Origin of the sequence: Thermosynechococcus sp. HN-54 (assembly GCF_023650955.1) — a bacterium.
Classification (GTDB): domain Bacteria; phylum Cyanobacteriota; class Cyanobacteriia; order Thermosynechococcales; family Thermosynechococcaceae; genus Thermosynechococcus.
The window spans coordinates 795414-812644 of the sequence record NZ_CP098039.1; the positions used below are offsets into that span (position 1 = coordinate 795414).

The 17231-nt window shown below is 54.8% G+C and carries 15 protein-coding genes, 1 tRNA gene and 1 riboswitch; of the genes, 7 read left to right on the forward strand and 9 right to left on the reverse strand.

Annotation, left to right across the window (positions count from 1 at the left end):
* Positions 1-5 precede the first annotated feature (5 nt).
* The 3 genes from purH (at position 6) to NBE99_RS03825 (ending at position 3884) form a co-directional block, all read left to right on the forward strand.
* Positions 6-1562, forward strand: a complete 1557-nt coding sequence (gene purH, locus NBE99_RS03815; protein WP_250683171.1) for a bifunctional phosphoribosylaminoimidazolecarboxamide formyltransferase/IMP cyclohydrolase — start codon at positions 6-8, stop codon at positions 1560-1562.
* A gap of 9 nt (positions 1563-1571) precedes the next feature.
* Entirely contained in the window at positions 1572-2666 is a 1095-nt protein-coding gene (locus NBE99_RS03820) for a metallophosphoesterase (protein ID WP_250683172.1), read from the forward strand.
* Positions 2667-2744: 78 nt separating this feature from the next.
* Positions 2745-3884, forward strand: coding sequence for an AI-2E family transporter (locus tag NBE99_RS03825; protein WP_250683173.1), 1140 nt, complete (start codon positions 2745-2747; stop codon positions 3882-3884).
* Positions 3885-5136: 1252 nt separating this feature from the next.
* Here NBE99_RS03825 and NBE99_RS03830 read toward each other — a convergent pair.
* Positions 5137-5622 carry an allophycocyanin subunit alpha-B gene (locus tag NBE99_RS03830; protein ID WP_250683174.1) on the reverse strand — a complete coding sequence of 162 codons (486 nt, stop codon included), beginning with the start codon at positions 5620-5622 and terminating at the stop codon, positions 5137-5139.
* A gap of 286 nt (positions 5623-5908) precedes the next feature.
* Here NBE99_RS03830 and serS point away from each other — a divergent pair, with 286 nt between their 5' ends.
* The 3 genes from serS (at position 5909) to NBE99_RS03845 (ending at position 8668) form a co-directional block, all read left to right on the forward strand.
* The gene (gene serS / locus NBE99_RS03835) at positions 5909-7201 is read left to right on the forward strand and encodes a serine--tRNA ligase (protein ID WP_250683175.1); all 1293 of its coding nucleotides are present in this window, start codon (positions 5909-5911) and stop codon (positions 7199-7201) included.
* Positions 7198-8538, forward strand: a complete 1341-nt coding sequence (murF, locus tag NBE99_RS03840) for a UDP-N-acetylmuramoyl-tripeptide--D-alanyl-D-alanine ligase (protein ID WP_250683176.1) — start codon at positions 7198-7200, stop codon at positions 8536-8538. The genes serS and murF overlap by 4 nt, the downstream gene beginning before the upstream one ends.
* A gap of 58 nt (positions 8539-8596) precedes the next feature.
* Positions 8597-8668, forward strand: a tRNA-Asn gene (locus NBE99_RS03845).
* Between the two features lies 1 nt (position 8669).
* Here the strand turns inward: NBE99_RS03845 and NBE99_RS03850 are convergent.
* The 3 genes from NBE99_RS03850 to NBE99_RS03860 form a co-directional block, all read right to left on the reverse strand.
* Entirely contained in the window at positions 8670-9299 is a 630-nt protein-coding gene (locus NBE99_RS03850; RefSeq protein ID WP_250683177.1) for a hypothetical protein, read from the reverse strand.
* 118 nt (positions 9300-9417) lie between these two features.
* Positions 9418-10326 (reverse strand): MoxR family ATPase, encoded by a 909-nt coding sequence (locus tag NBE99_RS03855; RefSeq protein ID WP_250683178.1) that lies wholly within the window; start codon positions 10324-10326, stop codon positions 9418-9420.
* A complete protein-coding gene (locus NBE99_RS03860) occupies positions 10319-11224 on the reverse strand; it encodes a bifunctional riboflavin kinase/FAD synthetase (protein WP_250683179.1) in 906 nt (301 codons plus the stop codon). The genes NBE99_RS03855 and NBE99_RS03860 overlap by 8 nt, the downstream gene beginning before the upstream one ends.
* A gap of 155 nt (positions 11225-11379) precedes the next feature.
* Positions 11380-11517, forward strand: a riboswitch (cyclic di-AMP (ydaO/yuaA leader).
* An 88-nt stretch (positions 11518-11605) separates the two neighbouring features.
* On the opposite strand from NBE99_RS03860, the gene NBE99_RS03865 reads away from it, so the two are divergent.
* On the forward strand, positions 11606-12955 hold the full coding sequence (locus NBE99_RS03865; RefSeq protein WP_250683180.1) for an SLC13 family permease: 1350 nt from the start codon (positions 11606-11608) through the stop codon (positions 12953-12955).
* Positions 12956-12996: 41 nt separating this feature from the next.
* Here NBE99_RS03865 and NBE99_RS03870 read toward each other — a convergent pair whose 3' ends face one another.
* The 5 genes from NBE99_RS03870 to pds are packed head-to-tail and all read right to left on the reverse strand — an operon-like array spanning position 12997 to position 17107.
* Positions 12997-13242, reverse strand: coding sequence for a 2Fe-2S iron-sulfur cluster-binding protein (locus NBE99_RS03870; RefSeq protein WP_250683181.1), 246 nt, complete (start codon positions 13240-13242; stop codon positions 12997-12999).
* Positions 13239-14234 (reverse strand): aspartate carbamoyltransferase catalytic subunit, encoded by a 996-nt coding sequence (locus tag NBE99_RS03875; protein WP_250683182.1) that lies wholly within the window; start codon positions 14232-14234, stop codon positions 13239-13241. The genes NBE99_RS03870 and NBE99_RS03875 overlap by 4 nt, the downstream gene beginning before the upstream one ends.
* Positions 14231-14749 (reverse strand): phosphoribosyltransferase, encoded by a 519-nt coding sequence (locus NBE99_RS03880; RefSeq protein WP_250683183.1) that lies wholly within the window; start codon positions 14747-14749, stop codon positions 14231-14233. Before NBE99_RS03880 ends, NBE99_RS03875 begins: the two co-directional genes overlap by 4 nt.
* Before the next feature lie 5 nt (positions 14750-14754).
* Complete coding sequence (locus NBE99_RS03885; RefSeq protein ID WP_250683184.1) at positions 14755-15690, reverse strand: phytoene synthase; 936 nt, start codon at positions 15688-15690, stop codon at positions 14755-14757.
* A complete protein-coding gene (gene pds / locus NBE99_RS03890; RefSeq protein WP_250683185.1) occupies positions 15674-17107 on the reverse strand; it encodes a 15-cis-phytoene desaturase in 1434 nt (477 codons plus the stop codon). The genes NBE99_RS03885 and pds overlap by 17 nt, the downstream gene beginning before the upstream one ends.
* Between the last annotated feature and the right edge of the window lie 124 nt (positions 17108-17231).

Genomic DNA, 17231 nt, shown 5'->3' on the forward strand with positions numbered 1-17231 from the left:
CAGGCATGGGGCGGATTGCCTTACTCAGCACCAGTAATAAGCAGGGACTGGTGGAGTTGGCTACGGCCTTAGTGCAGGAGTTTGGCTTTACGCTCCTGAGTAGCGGGGGAACCGCAAAAACATTGCAGGCGGCAGGGATTCCTGTCACGCCAGTTTCCGAGTACACAGGGGCATCGGAAATCCTAGGTGGCCGGGTCAAGACACTCCACCCGAAAATCCATGGCGGCATTTTGGCACGGCGCGATCGCCCCGAAGATAGAGCCGATCTGCAAGCTCAAGGGATTGATCCGATTGATCTGGTTGTTGTCAATCTCTACCCCTTTGCCGAAACCATTGCCCAGCCCAATGTCACCCTTGCCCAGGCGATCGAGCAAATTGATATTGGCGGGCCGACGCTGATTCGCGCTGCGGCAAAAAACCATGCCCATGTGACGGTCTTGGTGGATCCGGGTCAATATGAGACCTATCTTCAGGAACTGCGCCTGCATGGGGAACCCCAACCGGACTTTCGCCTAGCCTGTGCCCAGCGTGCTTTTGCCCTCACTGCCAGTTACGATCAGGCGATCGCCCAATACCTCCAGCAAATCAGTACCCCTACCACTGAAACAGAGATTTTGCCGCCAGTGTTTCACCTCAGCGGCCAGCAAAAACAGGTGCTACGCTATGGCGAAAATCCCCATCAGAAAGCTGCTTGGTATATGACGGGTGCCCATCCGAGTGGTTGGGCTGCGGCTAATTTGCTTCAGGGCAAAGAACTCAGTTACAACAACCTGCTGGATCTGGAAGCGGCACGGGCGGTGATCAGTGAATTTTTAGGGGAGGGTGCCCCTGCTGCCGTCATTATTAAACACACCAATCCCTGTGGCGTGGCTGAGGGCAAGACCCTTGTGGAGGCCTACGAGCGCGCCTTTGCAGCCGATAGTGTCTCCGCCTTTGGCGGTATTGTTGCTCTCAATCGCCCCTTGGATGTGGCCACTGCTGAAGCCTTGACCCGTACCTTTTTAGAGTGTGTGGTCGCTCCCGCCTGTGAGGAAGCGGTACTGCCGATCCTGAAAACCAAGCCCAAGATGCGGGTTCTCACCTTGCCGGAGTTGCACACTGCTCCCACCACGGCGATTCAAACTATTGCCGGCGGCTTTCTGGTTCAGGACATTCACCCCGTCCCCATTGATCCAGAGGCGTGGCAGGTGGTTACAGCCACTGAACCGAGTCCAGAGTTGATGGCGGAACTGATCTTTGCTTGGAAAGTAGTGAAGCACGTTAAGTCCAATGCCATTGTTGTCAGTCGCGATCGCCAAACCCAAGGGATTGGGGCAGGTCAAATGAATCGTGTCGGTGCGGTGCAAATTGCCCTCAGTGATGCTGGTGAGGCGGCGCGGGGGGGTGTGCTGGCCAGTGATGGCTTTTTCCCCTTTGCCGATTCTGTGCAAGCCGCTGCCTTGGCCGGTATTGCCGCCATTATTCAACCGGGGGGCAGTCTGCGGGATAATGAATCTATCCAAGCAGCCAATCAAGCGGGAATTGCCATGGTCTTTACCAATCGGCGACACTTCCGCCACTAGGAAATAGCGATGGCGGTGCGGCTCGGCATTATCAGTGATCCCCATATTGCTCTGCCGGAGACGATTCCGACGGATCATCCCCCTATTTTTCTCTACGAAGTTAGTATCCCTGCCTTTGAAGCGGCCGTTGCTCATCTCCTCGACTTGGGGATTGACGCCCTGTTGATTCCCGGTGACCTGACACGGGATGGCGAAGTCGTTAACCATTGCTGGCTCAGTCGCTATCTGCAAACCCTGCCCATTCCCTGTTATGTGATTCCGGGCAACCATGATGTCCCTTTGCCCCTCGCAGATGAGAGCCGCATTGGCTGGGCTGACTTTCCCCAGTGGTATGCCCATGCGGGCTATGGCAATGGTGCAAAGCATTACTATCAAACCTTGCTCGCACACAACCTGCAACTGATTGCGCTAAATTCCAATCAATTTAGTCCAACGGGTCAACAGCTAGGAGTTGTCGATTCGGGACAGCTGGCATGGTTGGCATCCTTATTGGCACAACCCTTTGCCGGGCTGCGCCTTGTAATGATTCACCACAATGTCCTTGAGCATTGGCCGCAACAAAGTCACAGCCCCATGGGGCAGCGCTACCTCTTGGAGAATCGAGTGGAGTTATTGAAACTCCTGCGATCGGCGGGGGTTGCTTTGGTTTTGACAGGACATCTCCATGTCCAAGATATTGCCTATGAGCAGGGGCTGTTTGATCTAACGACCGGTTCCCTCGTGAGCTATCCCCATCCCTATCGTCGCCTGATTTTGCAGGAACACCCCTGCGGCGGCTGGCAAGTGGATGTGGAATCTTACCGCATTGAATCCTTAGCGGCTTACCCGAAATTGAGTGACCTTTCACGGCAATGGATGCTGCAGCGGGGTGCGGGATTTATGGTACGCTTTCTTACCTTACCTCCCTTCAATTTGCCAGAGGCTGAGGCCCAGCCCCTCGCCCACGCCCTATCTGCTCTCTGGCCAGAGATCGCCCAAGGGGATACCCAAGTGACCCTACCAACCCTACCCGAACCCTTGGCAAGTTACTTTGCCCAGTTTAACCACACCCCACCAGCGGAGTATCCCCAGTTGCGAGATAACAATACGGTCTTTGTCATTTAGCTCCTGGTAGGCCGCTGAGGCGATCGAGTGCCAAACCTGCTCTAATAGGGAGTTGAGGCGCGGAGTGGATGCGAAGCCGTGACGTTTGGGCAGTGGATTGGGTTGCTAGTACTGGGGGTGTGTCTCTACATCCTCTGGGAAATTCGCCAAGTGTTACTCTTGGTGTTTTTGGCCGTAGTTTTGGCAACGGCGCTCAACTGGTTACAACTGCGCCTACAAAGCTGGGGACTGCAACGGGGGCGGGCGATCGCCATCAGTCTCAGCTTGAGCTTTCTCATTGTCTTTGGCTTCTTTTGGATGATCATTCCCCCTTTTTTGCAGGAGGCGCAGCAGCTGGGTGTCTTGATTCCCAAGGGTCTAGGGCGGGTGGAAGCATGGCTTGATGAGATTGCTTACCTTTTGCCAAGTAGCGGCTTTGATGACACCCCAGTAATTAATCGGCTGATTACCCAACTAGAGCCATTCCTTGAGCAAATCTTTAATAACTTCTTTGCCCTCTTTTCCAATACACTGGCGGTCCTACTGAATACGCTGTTGGTGCTGGTGCTGACGGTGATGCTAGTGATTGACCCTCAGCCCTACCGCCAAGGGTTTATCCGCCTGTTTCCAGCTTTTTATCGGTCTCGCATTGACACGATTCTCACCGAAAGTGAACAGGCACTCTTGGCATGGCTGGCAGGAACAGGGCTGAATATGCTGGTGATTGGCGTTGTTAGTGGTCTAGTGCTGGCAGTCTTGGGAGTGCGGTTGGTCTTAGCCAATGCCTTCCTCGCAGGCCTTTTAGAGGCCATTCCCAATATCGGCCCAGCACTGAGTGTCATTCCGCCGATGATTATTGCCTTTATTGATGATCCGTGGCGGGCGGTGGCTGTGCTCATTGCCTACATCATTATTCAACAGTTGGAGCAATACCTCCTAGTACCCGTTGTCATGGCCAAACAGGTGGATCTCTTGCCCGCTGTGACGCTTGTGTCCCAAATTGTCTTCGCAATTTTCTTTGGCTTTTTGGGCTTACTGCTGGCTCTGCCTCTGGTGATTGTGGGTCAGATTTGGTTTACAGAAATTGTGCTCAAGGACATTTTGGATTGTTGGCAGCCCAGCCCGCCACCTCAAGCGTCAACTGCACCAGTTTTGCCGCTGCCCCCACCGGCCCCACCTGCTCCCGTAAGGCCTGCCGCATCTGACTCAATTCCTGAGGATGAGTCAAAAGGTGAGTAATGTGATCGGCAACCACCCTAGGCTCAATGGGACCGACCAGCTCTGGCACAATTTCTCTATCGGCCCAGATATTGGGCCATGCCTTGTAACCGAGACCCTGTTTGACTAAGTCCCAATCCATCTCTGGCGATCGCCACAACTGCCAAAACCGTCGCCACCCCAATCCCTTGGCCACGAGTGCCCAAAATACCAATGCGGTCCAGTGGCGCCCGATCGCCGGCAAGCCCACCAGCAACCCGGCCAACCCATCCCAAGGATGTGCTCGCTGTACCCGCAGTTGTTGAGCCGGCAAGAGAACAATCATCGGCACATTCAAAGCAGCTAGTTCAGCGGTATTCGCGCCAACGGTTGTCACACAGAGGGCAACCTGCCGCAACAGGGGATAGTTGGGTAACTGCTGCCAGAGATAGACCTTCGTACCCCTCGGCGTCTCTAGATAGGGTAGCCCTTCACCGGGTGGGATAAGTGTGGCGGTCGTGCCCTCAACATGCTTGAGTTCAGGATTAAAGTGGGGATCGGCATAGCGGCTGAGGCTGCTGAGGGTGAGGGTGGGTGCTACTGGAATCACACAGTGAATTGGTGGATCGGCCGCTGCTAAATGGTCGGCGATCGCCAGCGAAAGGGGCACTCCTAGCTTGAGTTTATTGGGCTTGGAACCCACCATCAGCCCCACAAGAGGAGCATCTGAGGCAACGCCTAACTGCTGGCGCACATCAGGGAGAGCATCGAGGGCAAGGCTTTGGACATCGGTCATCAGATCGCCGACCACCGCCACCTTGGCTCTTGTTTTGCCCACGGGTAGAGAACGCCGTAGCCCAATGCCATCCACCCACCCTTGCCAGCGGGCTTGCCACTCACAGTAGAGCACACAGCGATAGCCTAACCGCTTGGCCAGCAGTACCGCAAAGAGTTGATCCCCTCCCAAGAAGACCACGACCCCTTGGGGAAACCAATCCCAATGACTACGGGTAGTTTTTGTGCGCACGAGGTGCCAAAACTCTGTGGCCGGCAGCACCCGATCCACCCCCGGATAGCGGCGAGCAATCTCCGCTTCCAGACCACTGGCATGGGGACAGGGGACAATGACCACTGAAAGCCGCAGCCCCTCTTTGACCTGTTGCCGCAGTGTTGTTACAAAGGGATAAACCCAAGTGGCCAGTTCACCGGGGCCATTGCTGACAACGAGGATCTCAAGGGGAGCTGTCATGGGTTGTGTTCCCCTTGAATGCAGAATTGACTGCCGTCAGTCTCCCTAGGACATTTCCTGAATGATGTAGTCAAAGTAGGGAGCCGCCACTTCAGCATCTTCAGTGCTCAGCAGTGCCAAGGAAGCCTCCTTGAGGCAACGAATCGCTTCTGCCATCCCCGCCATCGGCACACCAAGGGAGTTGTACATTTCGCGGACACCAATAATGCCTGTGCGCTCAATCGGGTCTTTGTCACCGGCAAGGATGCCATAGGTAATTAGGCGCATATACCAGCCATAGTCCCGCAGACACAGGGCGCGCTGTTTCTGGCCGTAGGCGTTGCCCCCTGGAGAGATAAAGTCAGGCCGCTTCTGCCACAGTTGCTTGCTGGCTTGATCCACAATGCGTTTCTCATTTTCAGCCAGTGTCGTGGCAATGCGGAGGCGTTGCTCACCCGTTTGGAAAAAGTCACTAATCGTCTGGAGTTCGCCCGTGGTGGGGTAGCGCAATTCATCGTCCGCTTTAAGAAGAACCTGACTAATGACACTCATATTGCTAACACCGCTTAATACATCCCTCATTTTAGAGGACGGCGACCCCTTGTTGACGCTAAGGATATGAAAATCTCGATAGATAGCAGAGGATCCCCGATGGGATGTTCTACAGTGGAGCGCAAGGCCGCCTATTGGAACTGTTGAGATGCTCCTCTGACCGCAAGGGTTGGGCTTTAGACGCAGTTTTTTGGTCATGCTGCCCCCTAGAGTCAATCTCCCCCCTTGGTGTAGGATCAATGCGGTTTGCACTGGTTTCCGTCCATCTGATAATTGATCGAAAACTGTGATTGATCTGAAGCAACTGCGAGAAAATCCCCAAGCCTTTGGCGATCGCCTGCGACGGCGCGGTGGTGACTTTGACCTTGAGCGCATTTTAGAGTTAGATGCGCAGCAGCGTCAGTTGGAACAACAGCGATCGCACCTCCAAGCCCGCAGTAACGAAATTGGTGCCCTCGTTGGCAAAAAGATCAAGTCCGGCGTTGCCCCGACGGATCCAGAAATTCAAGCCCTCAAGGCCGAGGCCAACGATCTCAAGCAAAAACTGAGTGATCTCGAACCCCAAGAACGGCAGATCAAAGAGGAACTGGAACGCCTGCTGCTAACGATTCCCAACCCTCCTAGTGAGACCACCCCGATTGGCCGCGATGAAACGGAAAACGTTGAGGTACGCCGCTGGGGCGACGAGTATAAGCCAACCCACCCTTGTCAGCCCCACTGGGAAATTGCCAGCCAATTGGGACTCTGGGATGTGGAGCGTTCAGTCAAGGTGGCTCAGAGTCGGTTTGTCACGCTACTGGGAATGGGGGCTGCCCTTGAGCGTGCCTTAATCCAATTCATGCTCGATACCCACCGTGAGCGGGGATATGTCGAAGTCTTGCCGCCCTTGCTGGTCAATAGTGCCTCGCTAACCGGCACGGGTCAGTTACCCAAATTTGCTGAGGAAAGTTTTCGCTGTGCCGATGATGATCTTTGGCTGATTCCGACAGCAGAAGTACCCGTCACCAATCTCTATCGCGATGAAATTTTAGCCGCCGATCAACTGCCCATTTACCACTGTGCCTACACCCCCTGTTTTCGCCGTGAAGCGGGGAGTTATGGCAAAGATACACGCGGCCTGATTCGCCTGCATCAATTCAACAAGGTGGAGTTAGTGAAATTTGTTCACCCGGACACCTCTGCCGCTGAGCATGAAGCCCTTGTGGCCGATGCCGAGTTCATTCTCCAAGCCCTGAAGCTGCCCTATCGCGTGATTGAACTGTGTACGGGGGATTTGGGGTTTGGTGCCATGAAGTGCTACGACCTAGAGGTGTGGCTTCCCGCTGCGGGTTGTTACCGCGAAATTTCCAGTTGCTCGAACTTTGGCGATTTTCAAGCGCGGCGTGCCAAGATTCGCTTCAAAGGAGCTAAGCAAAAGGGAACCCAGTTTGTCCACACCCTCAATGGCTCTGGCCTAGCCGTTGGACGAACCATGGCGGCTATTCTCGAAAACTACCAACAACCCGATGGCACGGTGCGGGTACCAGAGGTGTTGCAACCCTACCTCAAGTGTAGCCATATTGGCGGAGCTAGATCGTGAACACCACCCTAGGGGCGATCGCCCGTGCCTTGGGGGTAGAAGTCTCGGCGTCTCATCTGCCAGTGACGGGCATTTGCACTGACTCTCGCCAAATTACCCCCGGCAATGTCTTTCTGGCGCTGCGAGGAGAAACGTTTGATGGTCATCAATTTGTGGATCAAGCGGCAGCAGCGGGGGCGATCGCCCTCATTGTCGAGGCACCTGTCCCTTCCCCCCTTCCCCAACTTCAGGTGCCCAATACGCTAACTGCCTATCAACGCTTGGGGCAGTGGTGGCGGCAGCAATGTCCAGCCAACGTCATTGCCGTTACTGGCTCGGTGGGCAAAACCACCACCAAGGAAATGATTGCCGCTGTCCTTAGTCACTATGGCGCCGTCCTCAAAACCGAGGCCAACTTTAACAACGAGATTGGTGTGCCCAAAACGCTGCTGCAACTGGAACCGCACCACCAATTTGCCGTGATTGAAATGGGAATGCGTGCTCGCGGTGAAATTGCTCTTTTGAGCCAGATCGCTCAACCGGATGTTGCTGTGATTACCAATGTTGGTACCGCCCATATTGGTCGCCTTGGTTCGCGCGAAGCCATTGCCCAAGCCAAGTGTGAACTTCTTGCTGAAATGCCCTCAGGGGGAGCCGCAGTGCTCAATGCCGATAGCCCCCTCCTCTTGTCCACCGCAGCGCAGGTCTGGTCAGGGCACACGATCACCTATGGCCTTGAGGGGGGCACCCTACGGGGAATCTATCAACCGCCCCAAACCCTCCACGTGGATGAACGCACCTACACCGTTCCCCTTGCGGGGGCACACCATGCCCTCAACTTTTTGGCAGCCCTTGGGGTGCTGCAAGCCCTTGGCCTAGAGAGCGATCGCCTGCCCTCCCAGTTGACGCTAGAACTGCCCAGTGGTCGTGGTGGTCGCTATCGCCTCGAGCCGGATATTCTGCTGCTGGATGAAACGTACAATGCGGGATTGGAATCGATGGTGGCCGCCTTGCACCTGTTGCGATCGCTCCCCGGTCGGCGGCATTTAGCGGTTCTAGGTCCGATGCGGGAACTGGGAGACTTTTCGATTGCTTTCCATGAGCAGGTGGGGGCAACGGTTGCTCAGTTGGAGCTTGATGCTCTATTGATTCTTGATCGGGGGGTGGAAGGGGCAGCCCTTGCGCGGGGAGCGGGGCGCGTTCCCACTCAGCAATTTGCCTCCCATGAAGAATTGGTGGACTATTTGTTGAGGGAGTTAAAAGCGGGCGATCGCCTCCTCTTTAAGGCCTCCCATGCCGTCGCCCTTGATCGGGTCGTGACTGACCTGCGGCAGCGCTGGGAAAAAATTTGCCCTTAGAGGCTGGCAAGGCTTGTCAAGGATAGTCAACTACGCTACGATGAAAAATCGTCAATGTTCCTCAGTAGCTCAGTGGTAGAGCGGTCGGCTGTTAACCGATTGGTCGCTGGTTCGAATCCGGCCTGAGGAGTTCAATAACTGGAGCCACGATAGCGACGACGACGCTGTCCTTCCTCATCCCCTTTGGGCGCTGGCGCAGTGTCGGCAACGGTGCTAATCCCACGGTATTGGGTAGGGGGTGCAGGTGTAGATGGTGGAGCAGATGGAGGGGCTGGGGGGGGTGTTGGTGTGGCTGCGGCTGGTGTGGGTGCTGTTAAGCGACTGAGGCTCTCCATCAGGGCATCCTGCTGAATTGGTAGGGCATCGAGAATCTCCAGCACCCGAGTCAAATGGGAAACGGCGGTAGCAATCAAACTCGACTCTTGAATCCCCGGTAAGAGATCTACAGCCCCCATCCGCAAAGCCCAACGCCGTTCCGCTGCACTAATTTGGCGATCCTGACCAGCAGTAATCACCACAGGTATCCCCGGAAAGCGGGACTGAGCCACCTGACAAAAGCGGTAGGGATTGGTTACCGTCATGCCCATATCCAACAGGAGCAATTGGGGCAAGGCTAAACCAGCCGTTTCCATGCCCTCTAGCACAGCAAGAATGTCAGCATCAAGGTTTTCCCAAATCACAGTGATGTTTTGACTGCTGAGGATGTGATGCCAAATTTCCCCCTGCCGTTGGAGGGCTTGTGTCATGAGTATCGTTGTCATAAATGCCTAAATCCTTCGACGGTTGCGAGGGCGATCGCGATGTTAAAAAGACTTAACACTACAATGACAGGTTGGCGATCGCAGAGATGTTCACAGAGAACAGTCGCGCCAACTCCCCCTAGGGAACTGCTACCATTTCCAATAATTCTGCCACACAGGCACGCCCTGAACGGCCAGCCGTTGTAATCAACCGATGAGCCAACACGTGGGGAGCTAACTGCTTGACATCATCGGGCAGAACATAGTCACGCCCTTGGAGAAAGGCTAGAGCCTGAGCCGTGCGCTGGAGCATGACGGTACCGCGAGGACTCACTCCCAAGGTAATGCGATCGCTCTCACGGCTGGCGCGCACCAAAGCAAGCATATATTTTTGCAGGACTGAATCTACCCGCACCTGTAGCACCTGTTGCCGCAACTGTTGGATCTCCGCCAAGCTCAGGCAGGGTTCCAGTTGATTGACATCTAGCCCCCCCTGTACCCGTTGCAGCATTTGCAGCTCTTCTTCCTCCGTGGGGTAGCCCAAACTAAAACAGAGGGCAAAGCGATCCAACTGGGCTTCTGGCAGCGGAAACGTGCCTTGGTATTCTACGGGGTTCTGGGTGGCAATGACAAAAAAGGGCTGAGGGAGAGGATACGTGACACCATCAATCGTGACTTGGTACTCCTCCATTACTTCTAGCAGTGCTGATTGGGTACGCGGTGTGGCGCGGTTAATCTCATCCGCCAGCAGGATATTGCAGAAGACAGGACCGGGGCGAAACTCAAATTCTGCCGTTTTGGGATTCCAGATATTGGTGCCCGATAAATCCGTTGGCAGTAGATCGGGTGTGGCTTGGATACGCTGAAAGGTGCCCGCCAGCGATCGCGCCAAGGCCTTGGCCAAGAGCGTTTTCCCCACCCCCGGCACATCCTCTAGCAAGACGTGTCCCCCGGCTAACAAGCCCACCAACATCAACTCAATGGCGGCGTCTTTGCCCACCATCACCTGTCCTAGGTTATCAACCAGTCGCTGTAGGGGTTCACGCATAGGAGACCACTCGTTTTAGAAGATCAGCCGCTACTTGACAATCAGCGCCAATTTGCGCTTGGAGGGCAGCCAAGCTGGGAAACCGTACCTCTGGGCGAATAAAGGCCTCTAAATGAAGCGTGATCTCTTGATTGTAGAGGTTCCCCTGCCAGTTCAACAGATGCACTTCTGTCCTGACCTGCCGACCCGTCACTGTCGGTCGCACGCCGATATTCACTACCCCCAACTGCTCGCTGGTGAAGGCTGCCCCCGTAACGCGGCAGGCATAGACGCCGTAGCGAGGCAATAATTTGTCCGGAGGGAGAGCTAAATTGGCGGTGGGAAATCCCAACTGACGCCCCAACCGTTCCCCTTGAGTGACAGTGCCTGTCAAGCTATAGGAGCGTCCCAACAGCTCCCGTGCCAAGGCGACATCTCCCTCGGCGAGGGCTGCACGTATTGCTGAGCTACTCACGCGATCGCTCCCCCGACAATAGGGGGGCACAATATGCACCGGAATGCCAAAGGCCGCACAAAGGGTGCGCAAGTCCTCCGCTGTCCCCGATCGCCCCCGACCAAAACCAAAATTAAAGCCAACACTCAATACCTTGGCCTGCAACTGCTGTACCAAAATCTGCTCCACAAACTCTAAAGGCGAGAGTTGGGCAAAGGCATGGGTAAAGGGCAGCACAATCACCTGCTCTATCCCATACTGGTTCAAAAGGACACGTTTTTCAGCCTCTGGGGTGAGGAGGAGGCGCTCTTCGCCCGTAAAAAATGCCTGCGGATGCGGCGAAAACGTAATCACTGAACGGTAACAGTCGGGAGGGGCTGCCGCAACGAGGGTACGGATAACCTCTTGATGCCCTCGATGGACACCGTCAAAATTGCCAAGGGCGATCGCCGTAGGAGTTTGCAAGGGTAGGCCGCTGTTAAATTGACACAGGAAACATTTTGACACATCTCACCCAAGCACAACACTCCGGAAAACATTGTATTGATATTTTCTATCAGACCCATAGAAGAAATTCTCTTGAATCCCCTCAGAAGCCTGTGCTACGTTGAGTAGCAATTTATCTGTTTTTGCCTAATCTGAGCGTTTGCAGCTTAGAGCGGAGGAACCAACGAAGAGGGGCGCGTTCTCAACCGAGAAGGGATACCACTGAATCCTAGCCCGGCAGCTAACTTCGTCGGCATTCAGTTGGAGACTGACTGTTTTTTACAACTGCTCAGTGTTCCAGTTGTTCGGTGTTGTAGGGTTGACCGAATCTCATCCTCTTAGCCATTTTTAGGAAGCTCAATGCTGATTGAACACTGGCACGCATTTGCTGCTGGCACCATTTTCCTAGGCGTGATCCTGCTGATCATGACCGAGTGGATCAACATCACGATTGCGGCCTTTTTGGGCGCGATTCTCCTTGTTTTTCTCAACATCATGACCCTTGGGGAGGCCATTAGCTACATCGGCCGCAGTCATGGCACCCTCGCGCTCTTTTTCGGTGTCATGGTCTTGGTGCGTGCCTTTGAACCGACAAAGATATTCGAGTATCTAGCGACCCAAATGGTGATCCTCGCCCGCGGTCAGGGAAAACGCTTACTGTTGGGGATCGTTGCACTGACAACCCCTATCTGTGCCGTTCTCCCCAATGCCACGACCGTGATGCTCCTTGCACCTCTCTTACCGCCTATGGCAGCGGAAGTCGGCGTGGATTTTGTGCCCCTAATTATCTTGATGGTGATTGTCTCCAATAGCGCCGGGTTACTCACCCTCGTGGGCGATCCGGCAACCTACATTGTCGGGGATGCTATCAATATCAGTTTTACGGATTATCTGCTGCGTTTAAGTTTAGCGGGGGTGCTGGCGATCGCCGTCATTGTCTTTTGTCTGCCGGTTCTTTTTCGTCGCATTTGGCGCAAAGAACTCAACTCCCTCGATCACTTACCTCACCCGCAAATCAATCATCCCCGCACCCTAGCGGTGGGCTGTGTGATCATCGTTTTTGTTTTAACGTTTTTTGTGATTGGCGATGGCATGGTCGTCAAAGTGGCCCCCCCTGCTGTTGCTCTCATGGGCGCTGCCCTTGCACTCCTTTTGTCCCATCAGAGCAAAATTGATACGGTCACCCATATTCTGCGGGATGTGGACTGGGCCACCCTGATCTTTTTTATGAGCATTTTTGTGCTTATTGGCGGGCTTGAGAAAACCGGCATCATTGGTGAACTCTCTCACCTCCTCGCCATTCTCATTGGCCAAAATATCTTCTTTGGCTCACTCCTGCTCCTGTTTACGATTGGGATTCTCTCTAGCGTCATTCCCAATATCCCCCTCGTGGTGGCAATGGTACCCTTGCTGAAGAAATACCTCGTAGATGTGGGACTAGCGGGTTCAGAAATTCTGCACATTGGCTATGGGGGTGACTTACCAGCACAGGTGCTGCCTCTGTTCTATGCCATGATGCTAGGAGCAACATTGGGGGGCAATGCCACGCTCGTCGGTGCCTCTGCCAACATTGTCGGTGCGGGAATTGCCGAGCTCCATGGCCGCCGTATTAGCTTCAAAACCTTCCTGCGTTATGGGGTGCCCATTACGGCGTTGCAGTTGGGGGTTTCAGCACTGTTTTTGACTGTGCGCTTTCTCATTTGGCGCTAACCGCCGGCTTTTAGGGCTTTGAGCGTGTTTGATCTCTGCGACTACCAAGTGGGGTCACGAAACACATAGGCAGTAATGTCGGTTCCATCCTCGCGATCGCTCCCAATCGCAGAGATACAGGCGCGAATTTCCGCGCCATCTTCCAATTCCACAGTACAGGCGCCACAACTGCCCATGCGACATCCGGTGGGAATTTCAACCCCGGCACGCTCAGCGACGCTCAACCAACTTTCACCCTCTTCGGCCTCGACGCAGATCTGATCCGGTAGAAACGTCACCCTAATCATGCCTTGACCTCATGGTACGTTCCCATTAGATACAGTAACGCCATCCGCACGGCCACACCACTGGTTACCTGCTGATTCACTAAACTGAACTGGGGATCATCCAGCAAGGCTGAACTCAATTCCACACCGCGATTCACAGGTCCCGGATGCAACACCCGCACACTCGGTCGGCAGAGGTGCAGCCGCTCATGGGTAATCCCAAACTGTTGATGGTATTCCCGCAGACTGGGAATGAGGTGCTGATCCATGCGTTCCCGTTGCAGGCGCAGGGTCATGACAATATCGGCATCGGCAAGCGCCGGTTCCAACGTCCAGTGGAGGGTTGCCCCATACTCCGCAAATTCTAGTGGCAAGAGGGTGGGAGGACCGGCTAAATGGACATCAGCACCAGCTGTTTTCAAGCTATAGAGATTCGATCGCGCCACGCGAGAATGACGAATATCGCCGACAATGGCGATTTTTTTCCCCTGCAACAGGGCACAGCGGGGCTGACGCGGATCGTAGATCTGGCAGAGGGTAAAGAGATCCAAGAGGGCTTGGGAGGGATGCTCGTGCAAGCCATCACCGGCATTGAGAACGGCCACCTGACCGCCAAGGCGATCCATTTCCGCTGCAATCGTATGGGGCACGCCGGACTGCTGATGGCGAATGACCATGAATTCTGCCCCCATCGCCCAGAGGGTTTTGGCCGTATCGAGGATCGTTTCTCCTTTACTCAGTGCCGAGGTACCGGGGGAAAAGTTGAGAATATCCGCAGAAAGACGTTTGGCCGCCAGTTCAAAGCTATTGCGGGTACGAGTGGAGCTTTCAAAGAAAAGATTGGCGACAACCCGCGCTTGCAGGGTGGGGACTTTTTTGGTGCGACGATTCAGGACTTCCTGAAAGCTCAGCGCTGTTTGCAGGACAATATCTAGCTCTGCCTCTGTAAAGTCCTGGAGAGAGAGAACGTGGCGACGCTGCCATTGGCGCGGTGGAGTGAGCGGAGGGGTCATGGACAGGGCGTTAGGGTGCGAGCAAGATCAGCGGCGGTAAGTTGTTCGTAGCGTTCAAAGGGTTGATGGATCCATGGATTTTCGGGCAAGTAGTGGACGTAGTAGTCCGGACGAATACAGGAGGCGGCTTTGTACCAGAGGACAGCCGTGCGCACTTCCTCCACGGCAAAACCATATTTGACCTCCAACCAGCGCAGGGTTTTCTGCAATGACAGGCCAGAGTCCACTAAATCATCTACCAAAAGGACATGGCTACCGAGGGTGGCAGTGGTCATGGTTAAGTCCCGCGCAAAGGTGATCTGCCCCCGCTGTTGGTTATTCACCCCGCCATAGGAGGACACCGCCAGAATCGCTAGGGGTTGATTAAACAGGCGGCTCAGAATATCACCCACTCGCAGGCCGCCCTTGGCCAAGCAGAGGATTTGATTGAACTGCCATCCTGATTCATAGATAGCGATCGCCAACTGTTCAATGGTGCGATGGTACTCGTCCCAATCCACGTAGAGATCTGCCATGGTGCCTAGAAGCTGGCCTTGAACCAAGAAATGGGAATAAACAGCAGCTTGCGCCAGTCAGAGACAAAGGCGCGCCGATTAAAGACATCGTAATCGTTGGCTTCGATGACATCAAGAATCTGGCGATAGAGCATCAGCGCCGACCACACCGGCCACCGCGCATCCCGCTCGAGGTAGGCAACCCCCACTTCCGCCTCACGGTAAAATTGCCGTGCCCGCTGAATTTGAAAGCGCATCAGTGCCCGCCAGCGATCGTCAATGACCCCGCGTTGTAAGTCTTCTTCGGTGTAGTCAAAGGCAGCTAAGTCCTCTAAGGGCAGGTAAATCCGTCCCCGCCGCATATCTTCCCCCACATCCCGCAGGATATTGGTGAGTTGATTGGCAATGCCAAGGGCGATCGCTTGATCCTTGAGGGTGCCTTTGGCCTGATAGGGATCCACCCAAGGGGAACACAGGCGATCGCTATAGGGGTTTCCCCCCATCACCTCAAGGGACATTAAGCCAACGGTACCCGCAACGCGGTAGCAATAGAGTTCCAATTCAGCAAAGGTCTCGTAGCGACTGCGGTGCAAATCCATGCGCTGGCCGGCAATCATGTCCCGAAAGGGCTGGATGTCGAGGGGGTACTGTTCCAGCGTTGCCGTTAGAGCCAAATCCATACCATCGTGGGGACGCCCAGCAAAAATATCCTCAAGGCGTGCTTCCCACTCATCAAGGGTGGCCATGGTTGTCGTTGCTGCTTGGGGGCCATCCACCAGTTCATCCGTGCGCCGACACCAGACGTAAATGGCCCAAATGGCGCGGCGCTTGGCGGGGGGCATCAACAGCGTGCCGAGGTAAAACGTTTTGGCATAGGCGGCAGTGACCTGACGACACAACTCGTAGGCCTCGTCGAGGGAAATCAAGGGAGGGACGTACTCGGCTCTAGGCAGTTGCAGCATTGGCGACGGTCTGAGTAGAGGGTTTAGGGGGCTGCGGGGCGTTGCTCTCTGCGAGCCGCTTCGCGATCGCCTGCGCTGTCAGCTTACCAGAAAGTACCGCACCTTCCATACTCCCTAGGTAGGGCTGCATCGTATAGCTCCCCGAAAGGAAGAAGTTGGGAATAGGCGTGGTTTGATCTGGACGAAAGGCTTGGCGACCGGGGGTGGCTTTATAGACTGAGCGGGGGGTTTTCACCACCGCTGTTTTCAGCACTTTAGCAGGTTGCGGCAAATGATTGGGGAAGAGCTTGGCCAGTTCCGCAAGGGTCGCCTCGATAATCTCCTCATCGCTGTGGCCAATCCACTCAGCAGCAGGCGCCAATACCAGCTCTAGCATTGACTTGTCGGGATCGGCATAGCCCTTGCAGGTTTCGCTCATATCGGCATAAACACTCAGCAGGGGCGATCGCGAGAAGAGGAGATGATCCACCGTTGGCAACTTGCGATCAAACCAGATTTGGACGTTGATCACAGGGACGCCTTCGAGGCCATTGAGTTTCTGGAAAAAGGGCAAGTCTTGCCATGGCTTCGGCACCAGTAGTTTAATCGCATCCACCGACATCGCTGAGACATAGGCATCCGCTGTGACTTCAAAGCGCTCTTGTCCCTCGCGATCGGCCATGACAAAGGACTGCACCGAGAGGTCTTCATTGAGGACAATTTCCCGCAGAGCCACATTGGTGTGCACTTCACCGCCCCGCGCCGTCACATAATCCACAATCGGCTGACACAACCGTTCCGGCGGTGCCCCATCCAAGAAGGCAATTTTTGAGCCATAGCGTTCCCGCAGAAAGCGGTTCATTGCCGTCAGGGGAATCGTGGCCGAGACTTCATCGGGGTTTAGGAAGGTGAGTGCCTTCGAGGCCGCAATAAAAATATCGGAGTTGACTCGCTCATCAATGCCTTGGCGTCGCAGCCATTCGAGGAGGGTATACTTGTCCATCGCTTCAACGTATTTTTGCCCCCGCACGATCGCCGGCCACAGCCCCAAGGCAAAACGGAATTTCTGCTCCCACGTCAGCATATCGTTGTTGCGCAAAATCGAGAGCAGCACATTAAAGGGAGAGGGAATATCCGGCACGTCAAACCACGAGAGCACCCCCGGCTTTTCCGGTTGGTTAAAAATCAAGGCATGGCGTTTCCATTGCAGGCGATCGCTAATTCCCAATTCCTCTAGGAGTTGCAGCATATTGGGGTAGGCACCAAAGAAGGCGTGCAAGCCCGTTTCCACCCAATCCCCATCGGCATCCTGCCATGCCGCCACCAAGCCCCCAAGGACATTGGCACGCTCAAACACAATGGGGGTATGTCCTGCATCCACTAGATACTTGGCACAGGCTAAGCCCGCTAAGCCACCACCGGCAATTGCAACTCGCATGAATGACGCTACCCTAACTGACGAAGATGAACCTGCTCCCCTCAGGGAACAAAAAGCTGTTCATATTATATTTACAAAACGTTACGGAGGCACCCGCTCTAGGCAAACGTGGGGGCTGAATTCG

Bases quoted from the DNA above. Each gene is read 5' to 3' on its own strand.
- purH (WP_250683171.1), top strand. From the start codon at position 6: ATGGGGCGGATTGCCTTACTCAGCACCAGTAATAAGCAGGGACTGGTG.
- NBE99_RS03820 (WP_250683172.1), top strand. From the start codon at position 1,572: ATGGCGGTGCGGCTCGGCATTATCAGTGATCCCCATATTGCTCTGCCG.
- NBE99_RS03830 (WP_250683174.1), bottom strand. From the start codon at position 5,622: ATGAGTGTCATTAGTCAGGTTCTTCTTAAAGCGGACGATGAATTGCGC.
- NBE99_RS03850 (WP_250683177.1), bottom strand. From the start codon at position 9,299: ATGACAACGATACTCATGACACAAGCCCTCCAACGGCAGGGGGAAATT.
- NBE99_RS03855 (WP_250683178.1), bottom strand. From the start codon at position 10,326: ATGCGTGAACCCCTACAGCGACTGGTTGATAACCTAGGACAGGTGATG.
- NBE99_RS03865 (WP_250683180.1), top strand. From the start codon at position 11,606: ATGCTGATTGAACACTGGCACGCATTTGCTGCTGGCACCATTTTCCTA.
- NBE99_RS03870 (WP_250683181.1), bottom strand. From the start codon at position 13,242: ATGATTAGGGTGACGTTTCTACCGGATCAGATCTGCGTCGAGGCCGAA.
- NBE99_RS03875 (WP_250683182.1), bottom strand. From the start codon at position 14,234: ATGACCCCTCCGCTCACTCCACCGCGCCAATGGCAGCGTCGCCACGTT.
- NBE99_RS03880 (WP_250683183.1), bottom strand. From the start codon at position 14,749: ATGGCAGATCTCTACGTGGATTGGGACGAGTACCATCGCACCATTGAA.
- NBE99_RS03885 (WP_250683184.1), bottom strand. From the start codon at position 15,690: ATGCTGCAACTGCCTAGAGCCGAGTACGTCCCTCCCTTGATTTCCCTC.
- pds (WP_250683185.1), bottom strand. From the start codon at position 17,107: ATGCGAGTTGCAATTGCCGGTGGTGGCTTAGCGGGCTTAGCCTGTGCC.